Source organism: Streptococcus oralis (genome assembly GCF_001579525.1).
In the GTDB taxonomy this organism is placed as follows: domain Bacteria; phylum Bacillota; class Bacilli; order Lactobacillales; family Streptococcaceae; genus Streptococcus; species Streptococcus oralis_M.
The window spans coordinates 388,859-404,160 of record NZ_KQ970788.1 but is presented as its reverse complement, the minus strand read 5'-3'; the positions used below and the strand labels follow the sequence as shown (position 1 = coordinate 404,160).

The 15,302-nt window shown below is 41.7% G+C and carries 16 protein-coding genes; 10 read left to right on the top strand and 6 right to left on the bottom strand.

Annotated elements, in window-relative coordinates; translation table 11 throughout:
- Positions 1 to 26: 26 nt before the first annotated feature.
- The 3 genes from SORDD25_RS01950 to gor all read right to left on the bottom strand — a co-directional run bounded on the left by SORDD25_RS01950 (position 27) and on the right by gor (position 3,003).
- On the bottom strand, positions 27 to 584 hold the full coding sequence (locus tag SORDD25_RS01950) for a TetR/AcrR family transcriptional regulator (protein ID WP_061852422.1): 558 nt from the start codon (positions 582 to 584) through the stop codon (positions 27 to 29).
- A gap of 392 nt (positions 585 to 976) precedes the next feature.
- Complete coding sequence (locus SORDD25_RS01945; protein WP_061852421.1) at positions 977 to 1,513, bottom strand: biotin transporter BioY; 537 nt, start codon at positions 1,511 to 1,513, stop codon at positions 977 to 979.
- 143 nt (positions 1,514 to 1,656) lie between these two features.
- Positions 1,657 to 3,003: a glutathione-disulfide reductase gene (gor, locus tag SORDD25_RS01940; protein WP_061852420.1), complete on the bottom strand. Its 1,347-nt coding sequence runs from the start codon at positions 3,001 to 3,003 to the stop codon at positions 1,657 to 1,659.
- 266 nt (positions 3,004 to 3,269) lie between these two features.
- On the opposite strand from gor, the gene SORDD25_RS01935 reads away from it, so the two are divergent.
- The 4 genes from SORDD25_RS01935 (at position 3,270) to metG (ending at position 8,533) form a co-directional block, all read left to right on the top strand.
- The gene (locus tag SORDD25_RS01935; protein ID WP_061586896.1) at positions 3,270 to 4,454 is read left to right on the top strand and encodes an efflux RND transporter periplasmic adaptor subunit; all 1,185 of its coding nucleotides are present in this window, start codon (positions 3,270 to 3,272) and stop codon (positions 4,452 to 4,454) included.
- Positions 4,438 to 5,139, top strand: a complete 702-nt coding sequence (locus SORDD25_RS01930) for an ABC transporter ATP-binding protein (RefSeq protein ID WP_061852419.1) — start codon at positions 4,438 to 4,440, stop codon at positions 5,137 to 5,139. The genes SORDD25_RS01935 and SORDD25_RS01930 overlap by 17 nt, the downstream gene beginning before the upstream one ends.
- A 1-nt stretch (position 5,140) precedes the next feature.
- Positions 5,141 to 6,400 carry an ABC transporter permease gene (locus SORDD25_RS01925; RefSeq protein WP_001180392.1) on the top strand — a complete coding sequence of 420 codons (1,260 nt, stop codon included), beginning with the start codon at positions 5,141 to 5,143 and terminating at the stop codon, positions 6,398 to 6,400.
- Positions 6,401 to 6,535: 135 nt separating this feature from the next.
- Positions 6,536 to 8,533 (top strand): methionine--tRNA ligase, encoded by a 1,998-nt coding sequence (metG, locus tag SORDD25_RS01920; protein WP_061852418.1) that lies wholly within the window; start codon positions 6,536 to 6,538, stop codon positions 8,531 to 8,533.
- A gap of 16 nt (positions 8,534 to 8,549) precedes the next feature.
- Here the strand turns inward: metG and SORDD25_RS01915 are convergent, their stop codons facing one another.
- From SORDD25_RS01915 to coaA, 3 genes are all read right to left on the bottom strand, one after another.
- Complete coding sequence (locus tag SORDD25_RS01915) at positions 8,550 to 9,083, bottom strand: DNA topology modulation protein (RefSeq protein ID WP_061852417.1); 534 nt, start codon at positions 9,081 to 9,083, stop codon at positions 8,550 to 8,552.
- A gap of 52 nt (positions 9,084 to 9,135) precedes the next feature.
- Positions 9,136 to 9,372, bottom strand: a complete 237-nt coding sequence (gene rpsT / locus SORDD25_RS01910) for a 30S ribosomal protein S20 (protein ID WP_001274000.1) — start codon at positions 9,370 to 9,372, stop codon at positions 9,136 to 9,138.
- Between the two features lie 67 nt (positions 9,373 to 9,439).
- Positions 9,440 to 10,360: a type I pantothenate kinase gene (coaA, locus tag SORDD25_RS01905; RefSeq protein WP_061852416.1), complete on the bottom strand. Its 921-nt coding sequence runs from the start codon at positions 10,358 to 10,360 to the stop codon at positions 9,440 to 9,442.
- 201 nt (positions 10,361 to 10,561) lie between these two features.
- Here coaA and SORDD25_RS01900 point away from each other — a divergent pair, with 201 nt between their 5' ends.
- The 6 genes from SORDD25_RS01900 to SORDD25_RS01875 all read left to right on the top strand — a co-directional run bounded on the left by SORDD25_RS01900 (position 10,562) and on the right by SORDD25_RS01875 (position 15,236).
- Complete coding sequence (locus tag SORDD25_RS01900) at positions 10,562 to 10,966, top strand: hypothetical protein (protein WP_061852415.1); 405 nt, start codon at positions 10,562 to 10,564, stop codon at positions 10,964 to 10,966.
- A 202-nt stretch (positions 10,967 to 11,168) separates the two neighbouring features.
- Entirely contained in the window at positions 11,169 to 11,759 is a 591-nt protein-coding gene (locus SORDD25_RS01895; RefSeq protein ID WP_081103629.1) for a class I SAM-dependent methyltransferase, read from the top strand.
- Positions 11,756 to 13,033: a pyrimidine-nucleoside phosphorylase gene (locus SORDD25_RS01890; RefSeq protein WP_061852413.1), complete on the top strand. Its 1,278-nt coding sequence runs from the start codon at positions 11,756 to 11,758 to the stop codon at positions 13,031 to 13,033. The genes SORDD25_RS01895 and SORDD25_RS01890 overlap by 4 nt, the downstream gene beginning before the upstream one ends.
- Positions 13,034 to 13,052: 19 nt before the next feature.
- The gene (deoC, locus tag SORDD25_RS01885) at positions 13,053 to 13,715 is read left to right on the top strand and encodes a deoxyribose-phosphate aldolase (RefSeq protein WP_061852412.1); all 663 of its coding nucleotides are present in this window, start codon (positions 13,053 to 13,055) and stop codon (positions 13,713 to 13,715) included.
- Positions 13,702 to 14,091 carry a cytidine deaminase gene (locus tag SORDD25_RS01880; protein ID WP_061852411.1) on the top strand — a complete coding sequence of 130 codons (390 nt, stop codon included), beginning with the start codon at positions 13,702 to 13,704 and terminating at the stop codon, positions 14,089 to 14,091. The genes deoC and SORDD25_RS01880 overlap by 14 nt, the downstream gene beginning before the upstream one ends.
- An 89-nt stretch (positions 14,092 to 14,180) precedes the next feature.
- On the top strand, positions 14,181 to 15,236 hold the full coding sequence (locus SORDD25_RS01875; RefSeq protein WP_001036151.1) for a BMP family lipoprotein: 1,056 nt from the start codon (positions 14,181 to 14,183) through the stop codon (positions 15,234 to 15,236).
- Positions 15,237 to 15,302: the final 66 nt, after the last annotated feature.

Sequence of the window (15,302 nt, the reverse complement as noted above, 5' to 3'; positions counted from 1 at the left end):
CTTGAGTGCAACTCAAGATTCTTTTTTTAGGACACAATATAGTCACACAGAGAAGTTTTAGACAATTGAATAAAAGTCTCTCTATACTCTTCAGGTGGTGTTGGATCATCCTTACGAATCCAGACTTCAATGAAAGAGATTGCCATGGTCGTAATGATATAAGCGATGTCCTCTTTATTAAAATTATATTTCAGTTGGTAATTGACATTCTTTAGTACCCATCCTGAGTATGTTCCACGCAGAAATTCCTTCCAACATGGGTCGACTTGTGTGGTATACAAGGTGTTAACAATTTCCCTTTTTTCGTATATGAGCGGAAGTATATGGTCTGCTAAAAAGCTGATAGGATCTCCATCATTGCTAGGGCAGTACTTATTAAAGACGTTAAAAATGTGTTGATTGGTCTCTTCGTGAATGTATTCGATAATATCTTCAAAGTTGTTAAAATGCTTTTGATAAATCGCTTGTCGTGAAATACCAGCTTCAGCAGCAATTTCAGTCATTGTAAAGGAACTACGCTGAGGATTTTTCTTAGCTAGTGTGATGAGAGCCCCAATGATTAGCTCACGAGTATTCTTTGCCATAGAATTACCTTTCTACTTATAATTATTTACAGTTATTTTTGAATGAAGAAAAATCAGAATGTTCAAGTTAATATAAACAATCAATGAACATTAAATTTTCTGAATCTTTTAGGTAGCTCTATTGTATCACAAATAATTTATAAAATATAGCTATCTCAGTGAAAATACGTTTTCTGAAAAGTATACAATTGTTAAACTTCCAAAATCAATGGAAGCTTATTTGGTTTGAATCAATTAGAATACTTTTCTACTTTGCATATCATGAATAGCTGTAATTTGAAGAATAAAACGATTAATATTCATACTGGTATAAGAATAGTCAAGTAGCTAAATAGTGTACAGTTGATTCTTAGAAAGGAAATAGTCCAGAACAATGGTTCTAGACTATTCTTTTATCTTGAAAAATATGGAAGGCTTTTCAATCGTTTGAGTAGGGGACGACTAATGAAACTAATGGCAATAATCTTACCAAGATCAGGGAGGATAAAGGGAAGGACACCAACTGCAAGTGCCTGATCAAATGGCATCCCAGCAAGGAAGTGGAGGCTGAGAATTCCCCCGACAAAGACGAGGGAGTCACCCAAGAGGTTGGCTAGGAAAATGCGAATGTAGCCACTGTTTTGATGGATGAGATAAGATGTAAGTCCAGCATAGACAAGGTCGAACCAAAGATAACCTGAACTTGGACCGACTAAAACGTGAAATCCAGCTCCTCCCCCTGCAAAAACAGGTAAACCAATGGCACCCAGCAAGAGATAGAGAGCTACAGATAGAACAGCTTCTCTGGGTCTAAAAACAGTAGCAATCAGACCAATCGCAAAGTTTTGCAAAGTGAAAGGTACAGGACCGATAGGGAGACTGATTTGTGCCAATACGGCGATGAGAGCTGCACCGATAGCAGGGATAGCATATATATGAGCTTTTTTCAAAACTGTTAACCTCTTTTCAAAATTATAGTAACTATTATACTAACTCAGAAAGAAAAGTCAACCTATTTTTGAAATCAAGATAACAATTTTGTAACGGCCGATTTTACAAGTAAAAAGAGACCTCAAGAGGTCTCTTGCGATAATTAGCGCATGGTTACAAATTCTTCTGAAGCGGTTGGATGGATAGCTACTGTAGCATCAAAGTCCGCCTTGGTTGCTCCCATCTTAATAGCAACAGCGAATCCTTGAATCATCTCATCCACTCCGTAACCAAGTCCGTGAAGTCCAACAACTTTTTCGTTAGCACCGGCGGTGATGAGTTTGAAGCGAGACTCTTGACGATGGCTTGTAACGGCTGAGTACATAGATGCAAAGCTTGACTTGTAGACTTTGATGTTATCTTGGCCGTATTCTTTGATAGCTTGATCTTCAGTTAAACCGACTGTTCCGATTGCTGGGTGGGAGAAGACAACAGTAGGGATAGTCGTGTAGTCCATCTTAGCATTTGTTTTCCCGTTGAAGATGCGTTCAGATAGGGTGCGTCCTGCCTTGATGGCTACTGGGGTCAGTTCCTTCTCACCAGTAACGTCTCCAAGGGCGTAGATGCCATCTATAACTGTATTTTGATACTCATCCACTTGGATAAATCCACGTTGGTTGAGTGTGACGCCAGCCTTTTCTAACTCCAGACCGTCTACATTTGGACGGCGACCAGTAGCCCAGATAACTTGGCTGGCAGTGTGACTAGAACCATCTTCGAAATGAATGGTAATACCTTGCTCCGTTTCTTCGAGCTTGACGGGTACCTTATGTGTGTGCAAAGGTAGACCTGTTTTTTCCATTTCGTTGACAAGTCCTTCAACGATGTAGCTGTCAAAAGTGCGCAAGGGACGATCGCGACGGACAAACAAATCCGTTTTTACTCCTAGCGCGTGGAGAACACCTGCTAATTCAACGGCGATATAGCCAGCTCCAAGAATCGCAACGGATTCAGGAAGTTGCTCCCAAGCAAAGACATCGTCTGAGCTACCACCGAGTTCAGCTCCAGGGATAGTTGGGATGCTTGGACGAGCGCCAGTTGCAATCACGATATGTTTGGCACGAATCAATTCGCCATTAACACTGATTGTGTGGGAATCAACGAAATGAGCACGACCTTCAATCAAATCAACACCGTTGCGCTTGAAACTTCCATCATAAGATGAGCGGGCACGATCGATGTAGGCTTCACGATTTTGACGAAGTTTTGCGAAATCAAATTGAACATCTGAACTTGTAAAACCATAGTCAGGGCCGTAGTGGTGGAAGCTTTCAGCAATTTGCGCTCCATACCACATGATTTTCTTAGGAACACAGCCGACATTGACACAGGTTCCACCTAATTTTTTCTCTTCGATAACAGCAGCTTTAGCACCGTGTTCGCCAGCTCGGTTCATAGTGGCAATGCCGCCGCTTCCTCCACCGATAGCGATGATATCATATTCTCTCATAGAAAACTCCTTATAGCTTTGATAGTCATATTCTATCGTTTTTATTTTTTGAATGCAAAAATCTGCTACGATAAAAAAATTATAAAAACGCTTGCCAAATTCAAAAAGATATTGTATTATATATCTAGCACAATAATCCAACAAACGAATACCGAACGAAATAATGATCCTGAATTGTCATTATTTCCATCTGAACTATCATTGTTTGGGCTTGGTATTTCTGATATAATGGTTTTTGTAAGGCAAAAGAATAAAGGAGCTTAAAAATGAAAAGAAATAAGAAGGCAAAAAAATGGCAATTATACACAGCGATTGGTGTTGCCAGTGCTATTGTTATCGGTGCTGCGGGGATTTTGATTTTTAGACAACCTTCCCAGTCAGCAGTCAAGGAGGAAACCTCTCATATCGTTACTGCTAAGGAAGGTTCTGTTGCTTCATCGGTTCTCTTATCAGGTACGGTTACAGCAAAAAATGAACAATACGTTTATTTTGATGCTAGTAAGGGAGATTTAGATGAAATTCTCGTTTCAGTCGGGGACAAGGTCGAAGAAGGGCAAGCTTTGGTCAAATACAGCAGTGCAGATGCTCAAGCTGCCTATGATGCGGCTGATCGTGCAGTTGCAAAGGCAGACCGTCATATCGAGGAGTTAAACAAGGCTCGTGAAAATGCATCAGCTACACCAGCTTCTCCACAGGTTCCAACAGAAGCTGGACTCCCAGAACAAGCGCAAGCAGCGACTTCTTCCGTATCTTCTATTGATTCTCAAATAAGTGATGCCAAGGATAACCGTGCAGATGCTGTGGCTCAGCTCAACAAGGCTCAAGCACAGCTAGATGCTGCAACTGTCCTCAGTACACTTGAAGGGACTGTAGTTGAAGTTAATCGTAATGTTTCCAAATCGCCAACGGGTAACAGCCAAGTGGTAGTTCATGTTGTAAGTAATGAAAACTTGCAGGTCAAAGGGGAGTTGTCTGAATACAACCTTGCTAACCTTTCTGTAGGCCAAGAAGTTACCTTTACTTCGAAGGTTTACCAAGATAAGAGCTGGACAGGAAAAATCAGCTATATTTCTGATTATCCTAAAAACAATGGAGAAGCAGCGAATGCAGCCCTTGGAGGAAATACTGGATCTAAGTACCCTTATACTGTTGATGTGACTAGCGATATCGGTGAGTTGAAACAAGGCTTCTCTGTCAGTGTGGAAGTCAAAAATAAGAGTAAGGCCATCCTTGTTCCTTTGACAAGTGTTGTTACCGAAAATGACAAAAACTATGTCTGGATCGTTGACGACCAGAAAAAAGCGAAGAAGGTAGAAGTTACTTTGGGGAATGCGGACGCAGACAACCAAGAAATTACTTCAGGTTTGACAGACGGTGCCAAGGTCATCAGTAATCCAACATCTTCCTTGGAAGAAGGAAAAGAGGTGAAGGCTGATGAAGAAACTAATTAGTCTCAAAAATATCTGCAGGAGTTATCGAAATGGTGATCAAGAACTGCAGGTCCTTAAAAATATCAATCTAGAAGTTCATGAAGGTGAGTTTGTTGCCATTATGGGACCTTCTGGTTCTGGTAAGTCTACGTTGATGAATACCATCGGAATGTTGGATACACCAACCAGTGGAGAGTACTACCTTGAAGGGCAAGAAGTTGCAGGCCTTGGAGAGAAACAACTGGCCAAGGTCCGCAACCAGCAAATCGGCTTTGTCTTTCAGCAGTTCTTTCTCTTGTCCAAGCTCAATGCGCTTCAAAATGTCGAATTGCCCTTGATTTACGCTGGTGTTTCGGCTTCAAAGCGTCGGAAATTGGCGGAGGAATTTCTGGAAAAGGTTGAGCTGACGGAGCGCAGTCATCATTTGCCTTCTGAGTTATCAGGTGGTCAAAAGCAACGTGTAGCGATTGCGCGTGCCTTGGTAAATAATCCCTCTATTATCCTAGCAGACGAACCCACAGGAGCTTTGGATACTAAGACGGGGAATCAAATCATGCAACTGTTGGTGGAGTTAAACAAGGAAGGGAAGACCATTATCATGGTCACGCATGAACCTGAGATTGCGGCCTATGCCAAACGCCAGATTGTCATTCGTGATGGTGTTATCTCATCAGACAGCGCGCCAGTAGAAAAGGAGGAAAACTAAGATGCAGAATCTGAAATTTGCCTTTTCATCCATCATGGCCCACAAGATGCGTTCCTTCCTCACCATGATTGGGATTATCATCGGAGTTTCGTCTGTCGTCGTCATCATGGCACTGGGAGACTCCATGTCTCGTCAGGTCAATAAAAACATGACCAAATCACAGAAGGATATCCATGTCTTTTTCTCTCCTATCAAAAGCAAGGACGGTTCCTTTACGCAGAAACAATCCGCTTTGACAGTCAGTGGGAAAGAAGAGGATGTTCATGTTGAACCACCAAAACCACTAGAATCCTGGGTCAAGGAAGCTGCCAAACTTAAAGGAGTAGACAGTTACTATGTCACCAACTCGACCAACGTTACTCTATCTTATAAGGATAAGAAGGTTGAACGAGCAACTCTGACAGGCGGAAATAGCACCTACATGAACGCAGTTGAAAATGAAATCGTTGCGGGTAGAAGTCTAAGACCGCAAGACTACAAGGAATTTGCCAGTGTGATTTTGCTGGACGAAGAACTAGCCAAGAGTTTGTTTGATAGTCCAGAAGCTGCGGTTAATCAAATCATCTCTGTCAATGAATTTAGTTACCGTGTGATTGGCGTTTATACTAGCAATGAAGCTAAAACTGCTAAAGCCTTTGGGATTGGTGGTCTTCCAATTACGACCAATATCTCTCTCGCAGCTAATTTTAATACTGATGAAATCTCGAATATCGTCTTTCGTGTCAATGATACTAGTCTAACGCAGACCTTGGGTCCAGAGTTGGCTCGAAAACTGACTGAGATTGCAGGTCTTCAGCAAGGGGAGTACCAAGTTGCGGATGCAACTGCCGCCTTCCAAGAGGTACAACAACTATTTGGTTTTATGACCACCATTATCAGTGCCATCGCAGGAATCTCTCTCTTTGTCGGGGGAACTGGTGTTATGAATATCATGCTGGTTTCGGTGACAGAACGCACGCGGGAGATTGGTCTGCGGAAAGCTCTCGGAGCTACTCGGGCTAATATCTTGGTACAGTTTTTGATTGAATCCATGATCTTAACCTTGCTAGGTGGTGTCATCGGTCTTGGGATTGCTGCTGGAATGACGATGTTAGCTGGAGTATTGCTTCAAAACATGATTGCAGGTATTGAAGTTGGGGTTTCCCTCCCAATCGCTCTCTTTAGCTTGGCTGTGTCAGCCAGCGTTGGTATGATTTTTGGAGTCTTGCCAGCCAATAAAGCGTCTAAGCTTGATCCAATCGAAGCCCTTCGCTATGAATAAGATATAGAACAGAAAAAACAAGATGGACAGTTGTCTGTCTTGTTTTTGTATGGATTTTCCTATCGAAAATCACTAAAAATATGATATAATGAAGTGTTAGAAAAACAGGTTTCATTTGCCTGGAAAGGAAAAATTATGTCTGAAAAGAATTTTTATATTACAACACCGATTTACTATCCATCTGGTAAACTTCATATCGGTTCTGCCTACACAACCATCGCTTGTGATGTCCTAGCTCGTTACAAACGCCTCATGGGCTACGATGTCTTTTATCTGACAGGTCTTGACGAGCATGGTCAGAAAATCCAGCAAAAAGCGGAAGAAGCTGGCATCACACCACAAGCCTATGTTGATGGGATGGCGGTTGGCGTCAAAGAACTCTGGAAATTACTCGATATCTCATACGATAAATTTATCCGTACAACTGATGACTACCATGAAAAAGTTGTAGCTCAGGTCTTTGAACGCTTGCTTGCTCAAGATGATATTTACTTGGGTGAATACTCTGGCTGGTATTCAGTTTCAGATGAGGAATTCTTTACTGAAAGCCAGCTTGCGGAAGTTTTCCGTGACGAAGCTGGAAATGTGACGGGCGGTATAGCTCCATCAGGTCACGAAGTGGAGTGGGTTTCTGAAGAGTCTTACTTCCTTCGTCTCAGCAAATACCAAGACCGTTTGGTAGAATTTTTCAAATCTCACCCTGACTTCATCACTCCAGATGGTCGTCTCAATGAAATGTTGCGTAACTTCATCGAGCCAGGTTTGGAAGACTTAGCAGTATCTCGTACAACCTTTACCTGGGGTGTACCTGTCCCGTCAAATCCAAAACACGTTGTATACGTTTGGTTTGATGCTCTGCTCAACTACGTGACAGCTCTTGGCTACGATCAAGAAGATCATGAAAACTTTGATAAGTTCTGGAATGGAACAGTCTTCCATATGGTAGGAAAGGACATCCTTCGTTTCCACTCAATCTACTGGCCAATCCTTCTTATGATGTTGGATATCAAGTTGCCAGAACGTTTGATTGGTCATGGTTGGTTTGTCATGAAAGACGGCAAGATGTCTAAGTCTAAAGGGAACGTTGTCTATCCTGAAATGTTGATAGAGCGTTTTGGACTCGATCCACTTCGTTACTACCTCATGCGTAGCCTTCCAGTTGGTTCAGACGGAACCTTCACTCCAGAGGACTATGTAGGTCGTATCAACTATGAATTGGCAAACGACCTCGGAAACCTCCTCAACCGTACGGTTTCAATGATTAACAAGTACTTTGATGGGCAAATCCCTGCCTATGTAGAGGGTGTGACTGAATTTGACAATGCTCTTGCTCAAGTAGCAGAGCAATCTATCTCTGACTTCCATACACACATGGAAGCCGTTGATTACCCACGTGCCCTAGAAGCAGTATGGACTCTTATCTCTCGTACAAACAAATACATCGATGAGACAGCTCCATGGGTCTTGGCTAAGGATGAAGCTCTTCGCGACCAATTGGCAAGCGTCATGAGCCACTTGGCAGCCAGCCTTCGTGTCGTAGCTCACATGATTGAGCCATTTATGATGGAAACTAGTCGCGCTGTATTGGCACAACTTGGTCTAGCAGAAGTTTCTAGCCTAGAAAACTTGAGCTTGGCTGATTTCCCTGCAGGTGTGACTGTTGTTGCCAAAGGAACACCAATCTTCCCACGTCTCGACATGGAAGAAGAGATTGCCTATATCAAAGAACAAATGGAAGGTAACAAACCAGCAGTCGAAAAAGAATGGAATCCAGATGAAGTTGAACTCAAACTAAACAAGGATGAAATCAAGTTCGAAGACTTTGACAAGGTCGAAATCCGTGTCGCAGAAGTCAAAGAAGTGTCTAAAGTGGAAGGTTCTGATAAGTTGCTCAAATTCCGCCTAGATGCTGGTGATGGCGAAGACCGTCAAATCCTCTCAGGAATTGCGAAATACTATCCAAATGAGCAAGAATTGGTCGGCAAGAAAGTCCAAATCGTTGCCAACCTCAAACCACGTAAGATGATGAAAAAATATGTCAGCCAAGGTATGATCCTCTCAGCTGAACATGATGGCAAATTAACCCTTCTCACAGTTGATCCAGCTGTACCAAACGGAAGTGTGATTGGGTAAAAGCAAAAAACCAACGTTAGGTACGTTGGTTTTTCTTGTTATGTGTGAGCTTTTCTAAGAGGTGGTCCATCTCCTTTTGTGACCTGAGGACAATTACTTTCTCTGGGTAGTTTTCTTGAACCCGTTGATAACGTTCTTTAGCATTCTTTGTCCGCCCATCCCAGAGAATCCATCTGATAAAGTTCCAGTCAAAGCGTTCAGGGCAGCCTGCTGCCATACTTTCTCTGACCTTTCCTCGGTATGTGAGATACCGTTTAAAGGCTCGAAAGAGACAAGTCCATGGTGAAAAGTTGAGAAAGATGATTTGGTCAGCTTCTTGCATTCTTTCCTCGTAATAGTACCAAGAGTAGTTGCCATCGATAACCCAAGCTTTATGCTTTGTGAGAAAGTTTTTCATCTCGCCCAACATCCATTCGCGGTCACTGTCTTGCCAACCAGGTTGAAATTGGAGTGTGTCCATATGCAGTTTGGGGATGGAGTAGTAGTTTGAAAACTTTTCAGCTAGAGTTGACTTGCCTGCTCCAGAATATCCTATGATTGCGATTTTCATTTTCTACCTTTTCTGATTAGAGGACAAAAAAACAGCCTCTATGGACTGTTTCTTATTTAGCAAGTTTAGCTGAAAGACGAGCTTTATCGCGGCTTGCTTTGTTTTTATGAATCAAACCTTTAGTTTCTGCTTTGTCGATAGCTGAGCTAGCAGCACGGAAAAGTTCTTCAGAAGGGTTTGCTTCGAAAGCTTTGATAGCAGTACGCATAGCTGATTTTTGAGCTGAGTTTTTTTCGTTTTGTTTAACGTTCAATTCAGCGCGTTTGATAGCTGATTTAATGTTTGCCAATATTCTTACCTCCATATTTACTAACTATACCATTATATATGAAAACTTAGGTTTTGACAAGGGGAAATTATTTTTTTAGGTAAATTTCATCGATTTCATGGTTTTTAGTCTTGTGGAGAATGACCTCGGCGCGATTCCTTGTCGGTTCGATATAGTTTTGTAGATTTGTGAGATTAATGCTGGTCCAAACCTGGTGTGCAAAGGCTTCAACTTCTCCAATTGGCATTTGCGTAAAGCGGTGGTAGTAGCTGTTGTGGTCATTTTGGGCAAAGCTGAGCAGCTTTAAGAAACGATCCAGATACCAGCTTTCAATGTCCTCGACAGCAGCATCCACATAGATGGAGAAATCAAAGAAATCAGTGATGTAAAGGCGCTCATTTTGAGGGTTTTGAAAGACATTAATCCCCTCGACAATGACAAAATCAGCAGCTTTGACACGTTGTTTCTCTCCAGGAACAATGTCATACACTTCATGAGAATAGACAGGAATATCGACATCTTGCCCATTCTTTAGGCGGTCAAGAAAATTCAGCAAGGTTTCCATATCATAACTTTCAGGAAAACCTTTGCGATTTAAGATATCTTGGTCTATCAAGGTTTGATTGGGATAGAGAAAACCGTCAGTTGTCACCAATTCTACAGTAGCATCTGGGAGAGTGCGTGATAGTAGAATCTGAATCAAGCGACTAGTAGTAGATTTCCCCACAGCAACGCTTCCAGAAACCCCAATGATAAAAGGCTGAGATTTACTTTCGCGTTGAAGAAAAATTCCTTTTGAAAATGCCAAATCATCCTTAGTGCGCTTGTAAATATGGATAAGATGGACAAGGGGAAGATAGACGTCTGTTACGTCCTGCAGACTAATCTGGTCATTGAAACTCTTGATGGATTCTAACTCTTCCTCTGTCAAGGGAGGGGTTGTTTTGCGATGCAATGATTGCCAAGTCTGGCGACTGATTTTTTCAAAATGTAAAAATTCGTTGGTCATTTGTTTTCCCCTAGATATTTTGTTTATCATACCATAAAAAGCTAAAAAGATAAAGCGGTTTCTTGATGGTAGTAAGTCAATATCGTATAATAGAGGTAGATGGAGGTTGAATAATTTAATGATGAGATAGAGAATGGTTTCTGAAGACTTATCAGTTATTGAAAGTGGGCTTTGTGGTTCACAACTTATAGGAGGTGTGTCATGAAAATCTTAAAAAGTTATATATTGGAACTCTGTTTTATTTTAAGTTTTGCCTTACCTTTTATAAGGGGAGCGAATGCGGATAATGGTAGACGCTTTGTAGAAACCTATTATGGTTTTACCTTCTTAATGGATCATCTCCTTGTAACAGTTATCTTTATCTGTTCACTCTTGATTACTTGGCTAGTAAAAAAGCAGTGGACAAAATGGCTTGCTGCTGGTAGTTATCTATTTTTGATTTTGTGGATTGCTACAGAAGGATATCTATTCCGTATGTCACTAGAAGATTTGATACGCCTTTGGACAAGTTTGGAAATCCTGACACAAACTTATCAGCTGGGCTTTTATCTAAACATCTTGTTGGGAATCCTGTTGATAATAAAGTATTTTAAGGTTAAGAAATAGTAATAAAAATGCGCCTGATTGTAGACGATCTGTTTTTTCCTGACTATGATAATTTGTAGTTCCCGATAGATTGTAATGTATTTCTAATAATTGAAAGAGATTGAAGAAAAGGTTTTTTGGCTAGGATTCTTCAGTCTTTTTCATTTGATCATCACTTTGTAAACGATTTACAATTCAAGCCAAATTATGGTAAAATAGTTTTATGAGTAAAATGTATTATGCAGAAAATCCTGATGCTGCTCACGACATTCATGAGTTGAGAGTGGAGTTGTTGGGAGAAAACATGACCTTTTTGACGGATGCGGGTGTTTTTAGCAAGAAAATGGTTGATTTTGGGAGTCAGCTCTTGCTCAAGTGTCTAGAGGTAAATGAAGGAGAGACGGTCCTTGATGTGGGTTGTGGTTATGGGCCATTGGGCTTGTCATTGGCGAAGGCTTATGGAGTTCAGGCAACCATGGTAGATATCAATAATCGTGCCTTGGACTTAGCGCGACAAAATGCTGAACGAAATAAGGTTGAAGCGACGATTTTCCAATCCAATGTCTATGAACAAGTTGAAGGGGAATTTGACCATGTTATTTCCAATCCGCCCATCCGAGCGGGCAAACAGGTTGTTCATGAGATTATCGAAAAAAGCAGAGATTTCTTGAAAGACGGAGGAGATTTAACCATCGTCATTCAGAAAAAACAAGGAGCTCCAAGTGCCAAGTCCAAGATGGAAGACGTTTTTGGAAATTGTGAAATCGTAAAGAAAGATAAGGGATACTATATCCTTAGAAGTGTGAAAGAATGAGAGCAGTTGATTTAATCCATAAGAAACGAGATGGTCAAGAACTGACTACGGCTGAAATCAAATGGTTGGTAGAAGGCTATGTGGCTGGGACTGTTCCAGATTATCAAATGTCTGCTTTTGCTATGGCTGTTTATTTTAAAGGAATGACCACACGTGAGATTTCTGATCTGACGATGAATATGGTCAAGACAGGTCAGGAGTTTGATTTGTCAGCTATTGAGGGGGTTAAAGTTGACAAGCATTCGACTGGTGGTGTAGGTGATAAGGTGACCTTAATCTTGGCTCCACTTGTTGCGAGTTTCGGTGTGCCCGTTGCTAAAATGAGTGGTCGTGGTCTCGGCCATACTGGTGGAACAATTGATAAATTGGAGTCCATTAAGGGCTATCAAGTCGAACGAAGTCAAGAGGATTTCATTCGTCAGGTACAGGACATTGGTGTATCTGTCATTGGGCAGTCAGATCAGCTGGTTAAAGCAGATAAACTTCTCTATGCCCTCCGTGATGTGACAGCAACTGTCGACACGATTCCTTTGATTGCGAGTTCGGTGATGAGCAAGAAAATTGCTGCAGGAGCGGATGCCATTTTGCTAGACGTAACGGTCGGTGAGGGTGCCTTCATGAAGACGGTTGGTGAGGCGCGTGAATTGGCTCAAACCATGGTGGATCTTGGTAAGGCTGTTGGTCGAAAGACAGTAGCAGTCATTACTGATATGAGCCAACCCTTGGGAAAAGCTATTGGCAATCGTCTCGAAATCCTTGAGGCAATCGAGATTCTCAAAGGAAATGGCCGAGAAGATATTAGTCACTTTATCTGCGAGCTAGCTCAGATTATGCTTGGCTTGGCTGATGTTGAAAAAACGATCGAGGAAATCCGTCAACACCTGGAAAATGGTCAAGCACTGGCTAAGTTTGAAGAAATGGTAGCAGCACAAGGCGGTGATTTAGAAGATCTCTATCGCCCCGTCAAAGTTGCCCATGTGGTGGAAATCCCTGCTCAAGAAACGGGTGTTATTTCAGCTCTTCCTGCAATGGAATTTGGACTCTATGCCATGAGACTAGGAGCTGGTCGTGCAGTCAAGTCTGATGACTTGGACTATGAAACAGGGATTGTTTTTGAAAAGAAAGTTGGAGATTCCGTTCAAAAGGGTGAAATTGTTGCAAAAGTTCATACAAATGGAAAAATTTCTTCTGGACTAGTTACAGAATTTCAAAAATATGTTAAAATAAATGATGGAGTGCAAAGTTTACGAGAAATTATAGAAATTATCTCATAAAACCAGGGAGAATCCGAATATGAAGTTAAATAAATATATCGATCATACGCTTTTGAAGCAAGATGCAAGTCAAGAACAAATTGATCGTTTGCTATCTGAAGCGCGTGAGTATGACTTTGCCAGCGTTTGTGTCAATCCCACATGGGTTAAACATGCGAAAACAGGGCTTGAAGGCTCAGATGTAAAGGTTTGTACAGTAATAGGTTTTCCTTTGGGAGCAACAACTTCAGCTGTGAAAGCTTTTGAAACAAAAGAAGCTGTCCAAAACGGTGCAGATGAGATTGATATGGTTATCAATGTCGGTGCCCTCAAATCAGGTAATCTTGATTTGGTTGAATCGGACATCCGTGCTGTCGTAGAAGCAAGTGGTGACAAGCTGGTTAAGGTCATTATCGAAGCTTGCTTGTTGACAGACGATGAAAAGGTTGTGGCTTGCCAATTATCCCAGAAAGCAGGCGCTGACTTTGTCAAAACATCAACTGGATTTTCAACTGGTGGTGCCACTATAGAGGATGTTCAGTTGATGCGTAAAACAGTCGGGCCAGATATGGGTGTTAAGGCGGCTGGTGGAGCTCGTTCATATGCAGATGCTGTCGCTTTTGTGGAAGCAGGCGCTACCCGTATCGGAACATCTGCTGGCGTTGCGATTTTAAAAGGAGAATTGGCAGATGGCGACTACTGAGTTGATTGAACTAGCAATTGAAACCAGCAAACAAGCCTATGTCCCCTATTCTCACTTTCCCATCGGAGCTGTTTTAGTAGCCAAGAATGGTAGTATTTATACGGGTGTGAACATCGAGAATGCTAGCTATCCCTTGACTAATTGTGGAGAACGTACTGCTATTTTTAAAGCAGTTTCTGAGGGGCAACGGGAATTTTCAGAATTAATTGTTTACGGACAAACTGAAAAACCCATCTCGCCATGTGGTGCTTGTCGCCAGGTCATGGTTGAATTTTTTGAACAAGATCTAAAAGTGACCTTAGTCGCTAAAGATAAATCGACGGTCGAGATGACGGTCGGGGAGTTACTTCCATACTCATTTACAGACTTAAATTAGTCTGAGTCACTCTCTGAGTGATGCGGTCCTTGTGGCCAACCAATCCATACTTGCAACATCGTTGCACATCTTATTTAGGAGGTTCAGTAATGAACAAGAAACAATGGCTAGGCCTTGGTCTAGTTGCAGTAGCAGCAGTTGGACTTGCTGCATGTGGTAACCGCTCTTCTCGTAACGCAGCTTCATCTTCATCAGAAATGAAGACAAAAGCAGCAATCGTAACAGATACTGGTGGTGTTGATGATAAATCATTTAACCAATCAGCTTGGGAAGGTTTGCAAGACTGGGGTAAAGAACACAATCTTTCTAAAGATAAAGGTTACACTTACTTCCAATCAACAAGTGAAGCAGACTATGCTAACAACTTGCAACAAGCGGCTGGAAGTTACAACCTGATCTTTGGTGTTGGTTTTGCCCTTCACAATGCAGTTGAGGAAGCAGCAAAAGACCACTCTGACCTGAACTATGTCTTGATTGATGATGTGATTGAAGGTCAAAATAATGTTGCGAGCGTAAGATTTGCGGATAACGAAGCAGCTTACCTTGCTGGTGTTGCAGCAGCGAAAACTACGAAAACGAAACAAGTTGGTTTTGTAGGTGGTATCGAATCTGAAGTTATTTCACGTTTTGCAGCTGGATTCAAAGCTGGTGTTGAGTCAGTAGACCCATCTATCAAAGTCCAAGTTGACTACGCTGGTTCATTTGGTGATGCTGCCAAAGGTAAAACAATTGCAGCAGCTCAATACGCTGCCGGTGCAGACGTTGTCTACCAAGCAGCTGGTGGTACAGGTGCCGGTGTCTTTGCTGAAGCAAAATCATTGAATGAAAACAAAAATGAAGACGAAAAAGTTTGGGTTATCGGTGTAGACCGTGACCAAGCGGCAGAAGGTAAATACACTTCTAAAGATGGTAAAGAATCTAACTTCGTTCTTGTATCTACATTGAAACAAGTTGGTACAACTGTAAAAGATATTGCCAACAAAACAGAAAAAGGTGAATTCCCTGGTGGACAAGTGATTGTTTACTCATTGAAAGATAAAGGGGTTGAGCTAGCAGTGACAAACCTTTCAGAAGAAGGTAAAAAAGCTGTTGAAGATGCAAAAGCTAAGATCCTTGACGGAAGCGTAAAAGTTCCTGAAAAATAATGGATAAAAGTCATTTCTTAGGAAGCGGCCATCGGTCGCTTCTTTAAGAATTGAGGCAATTTTTGT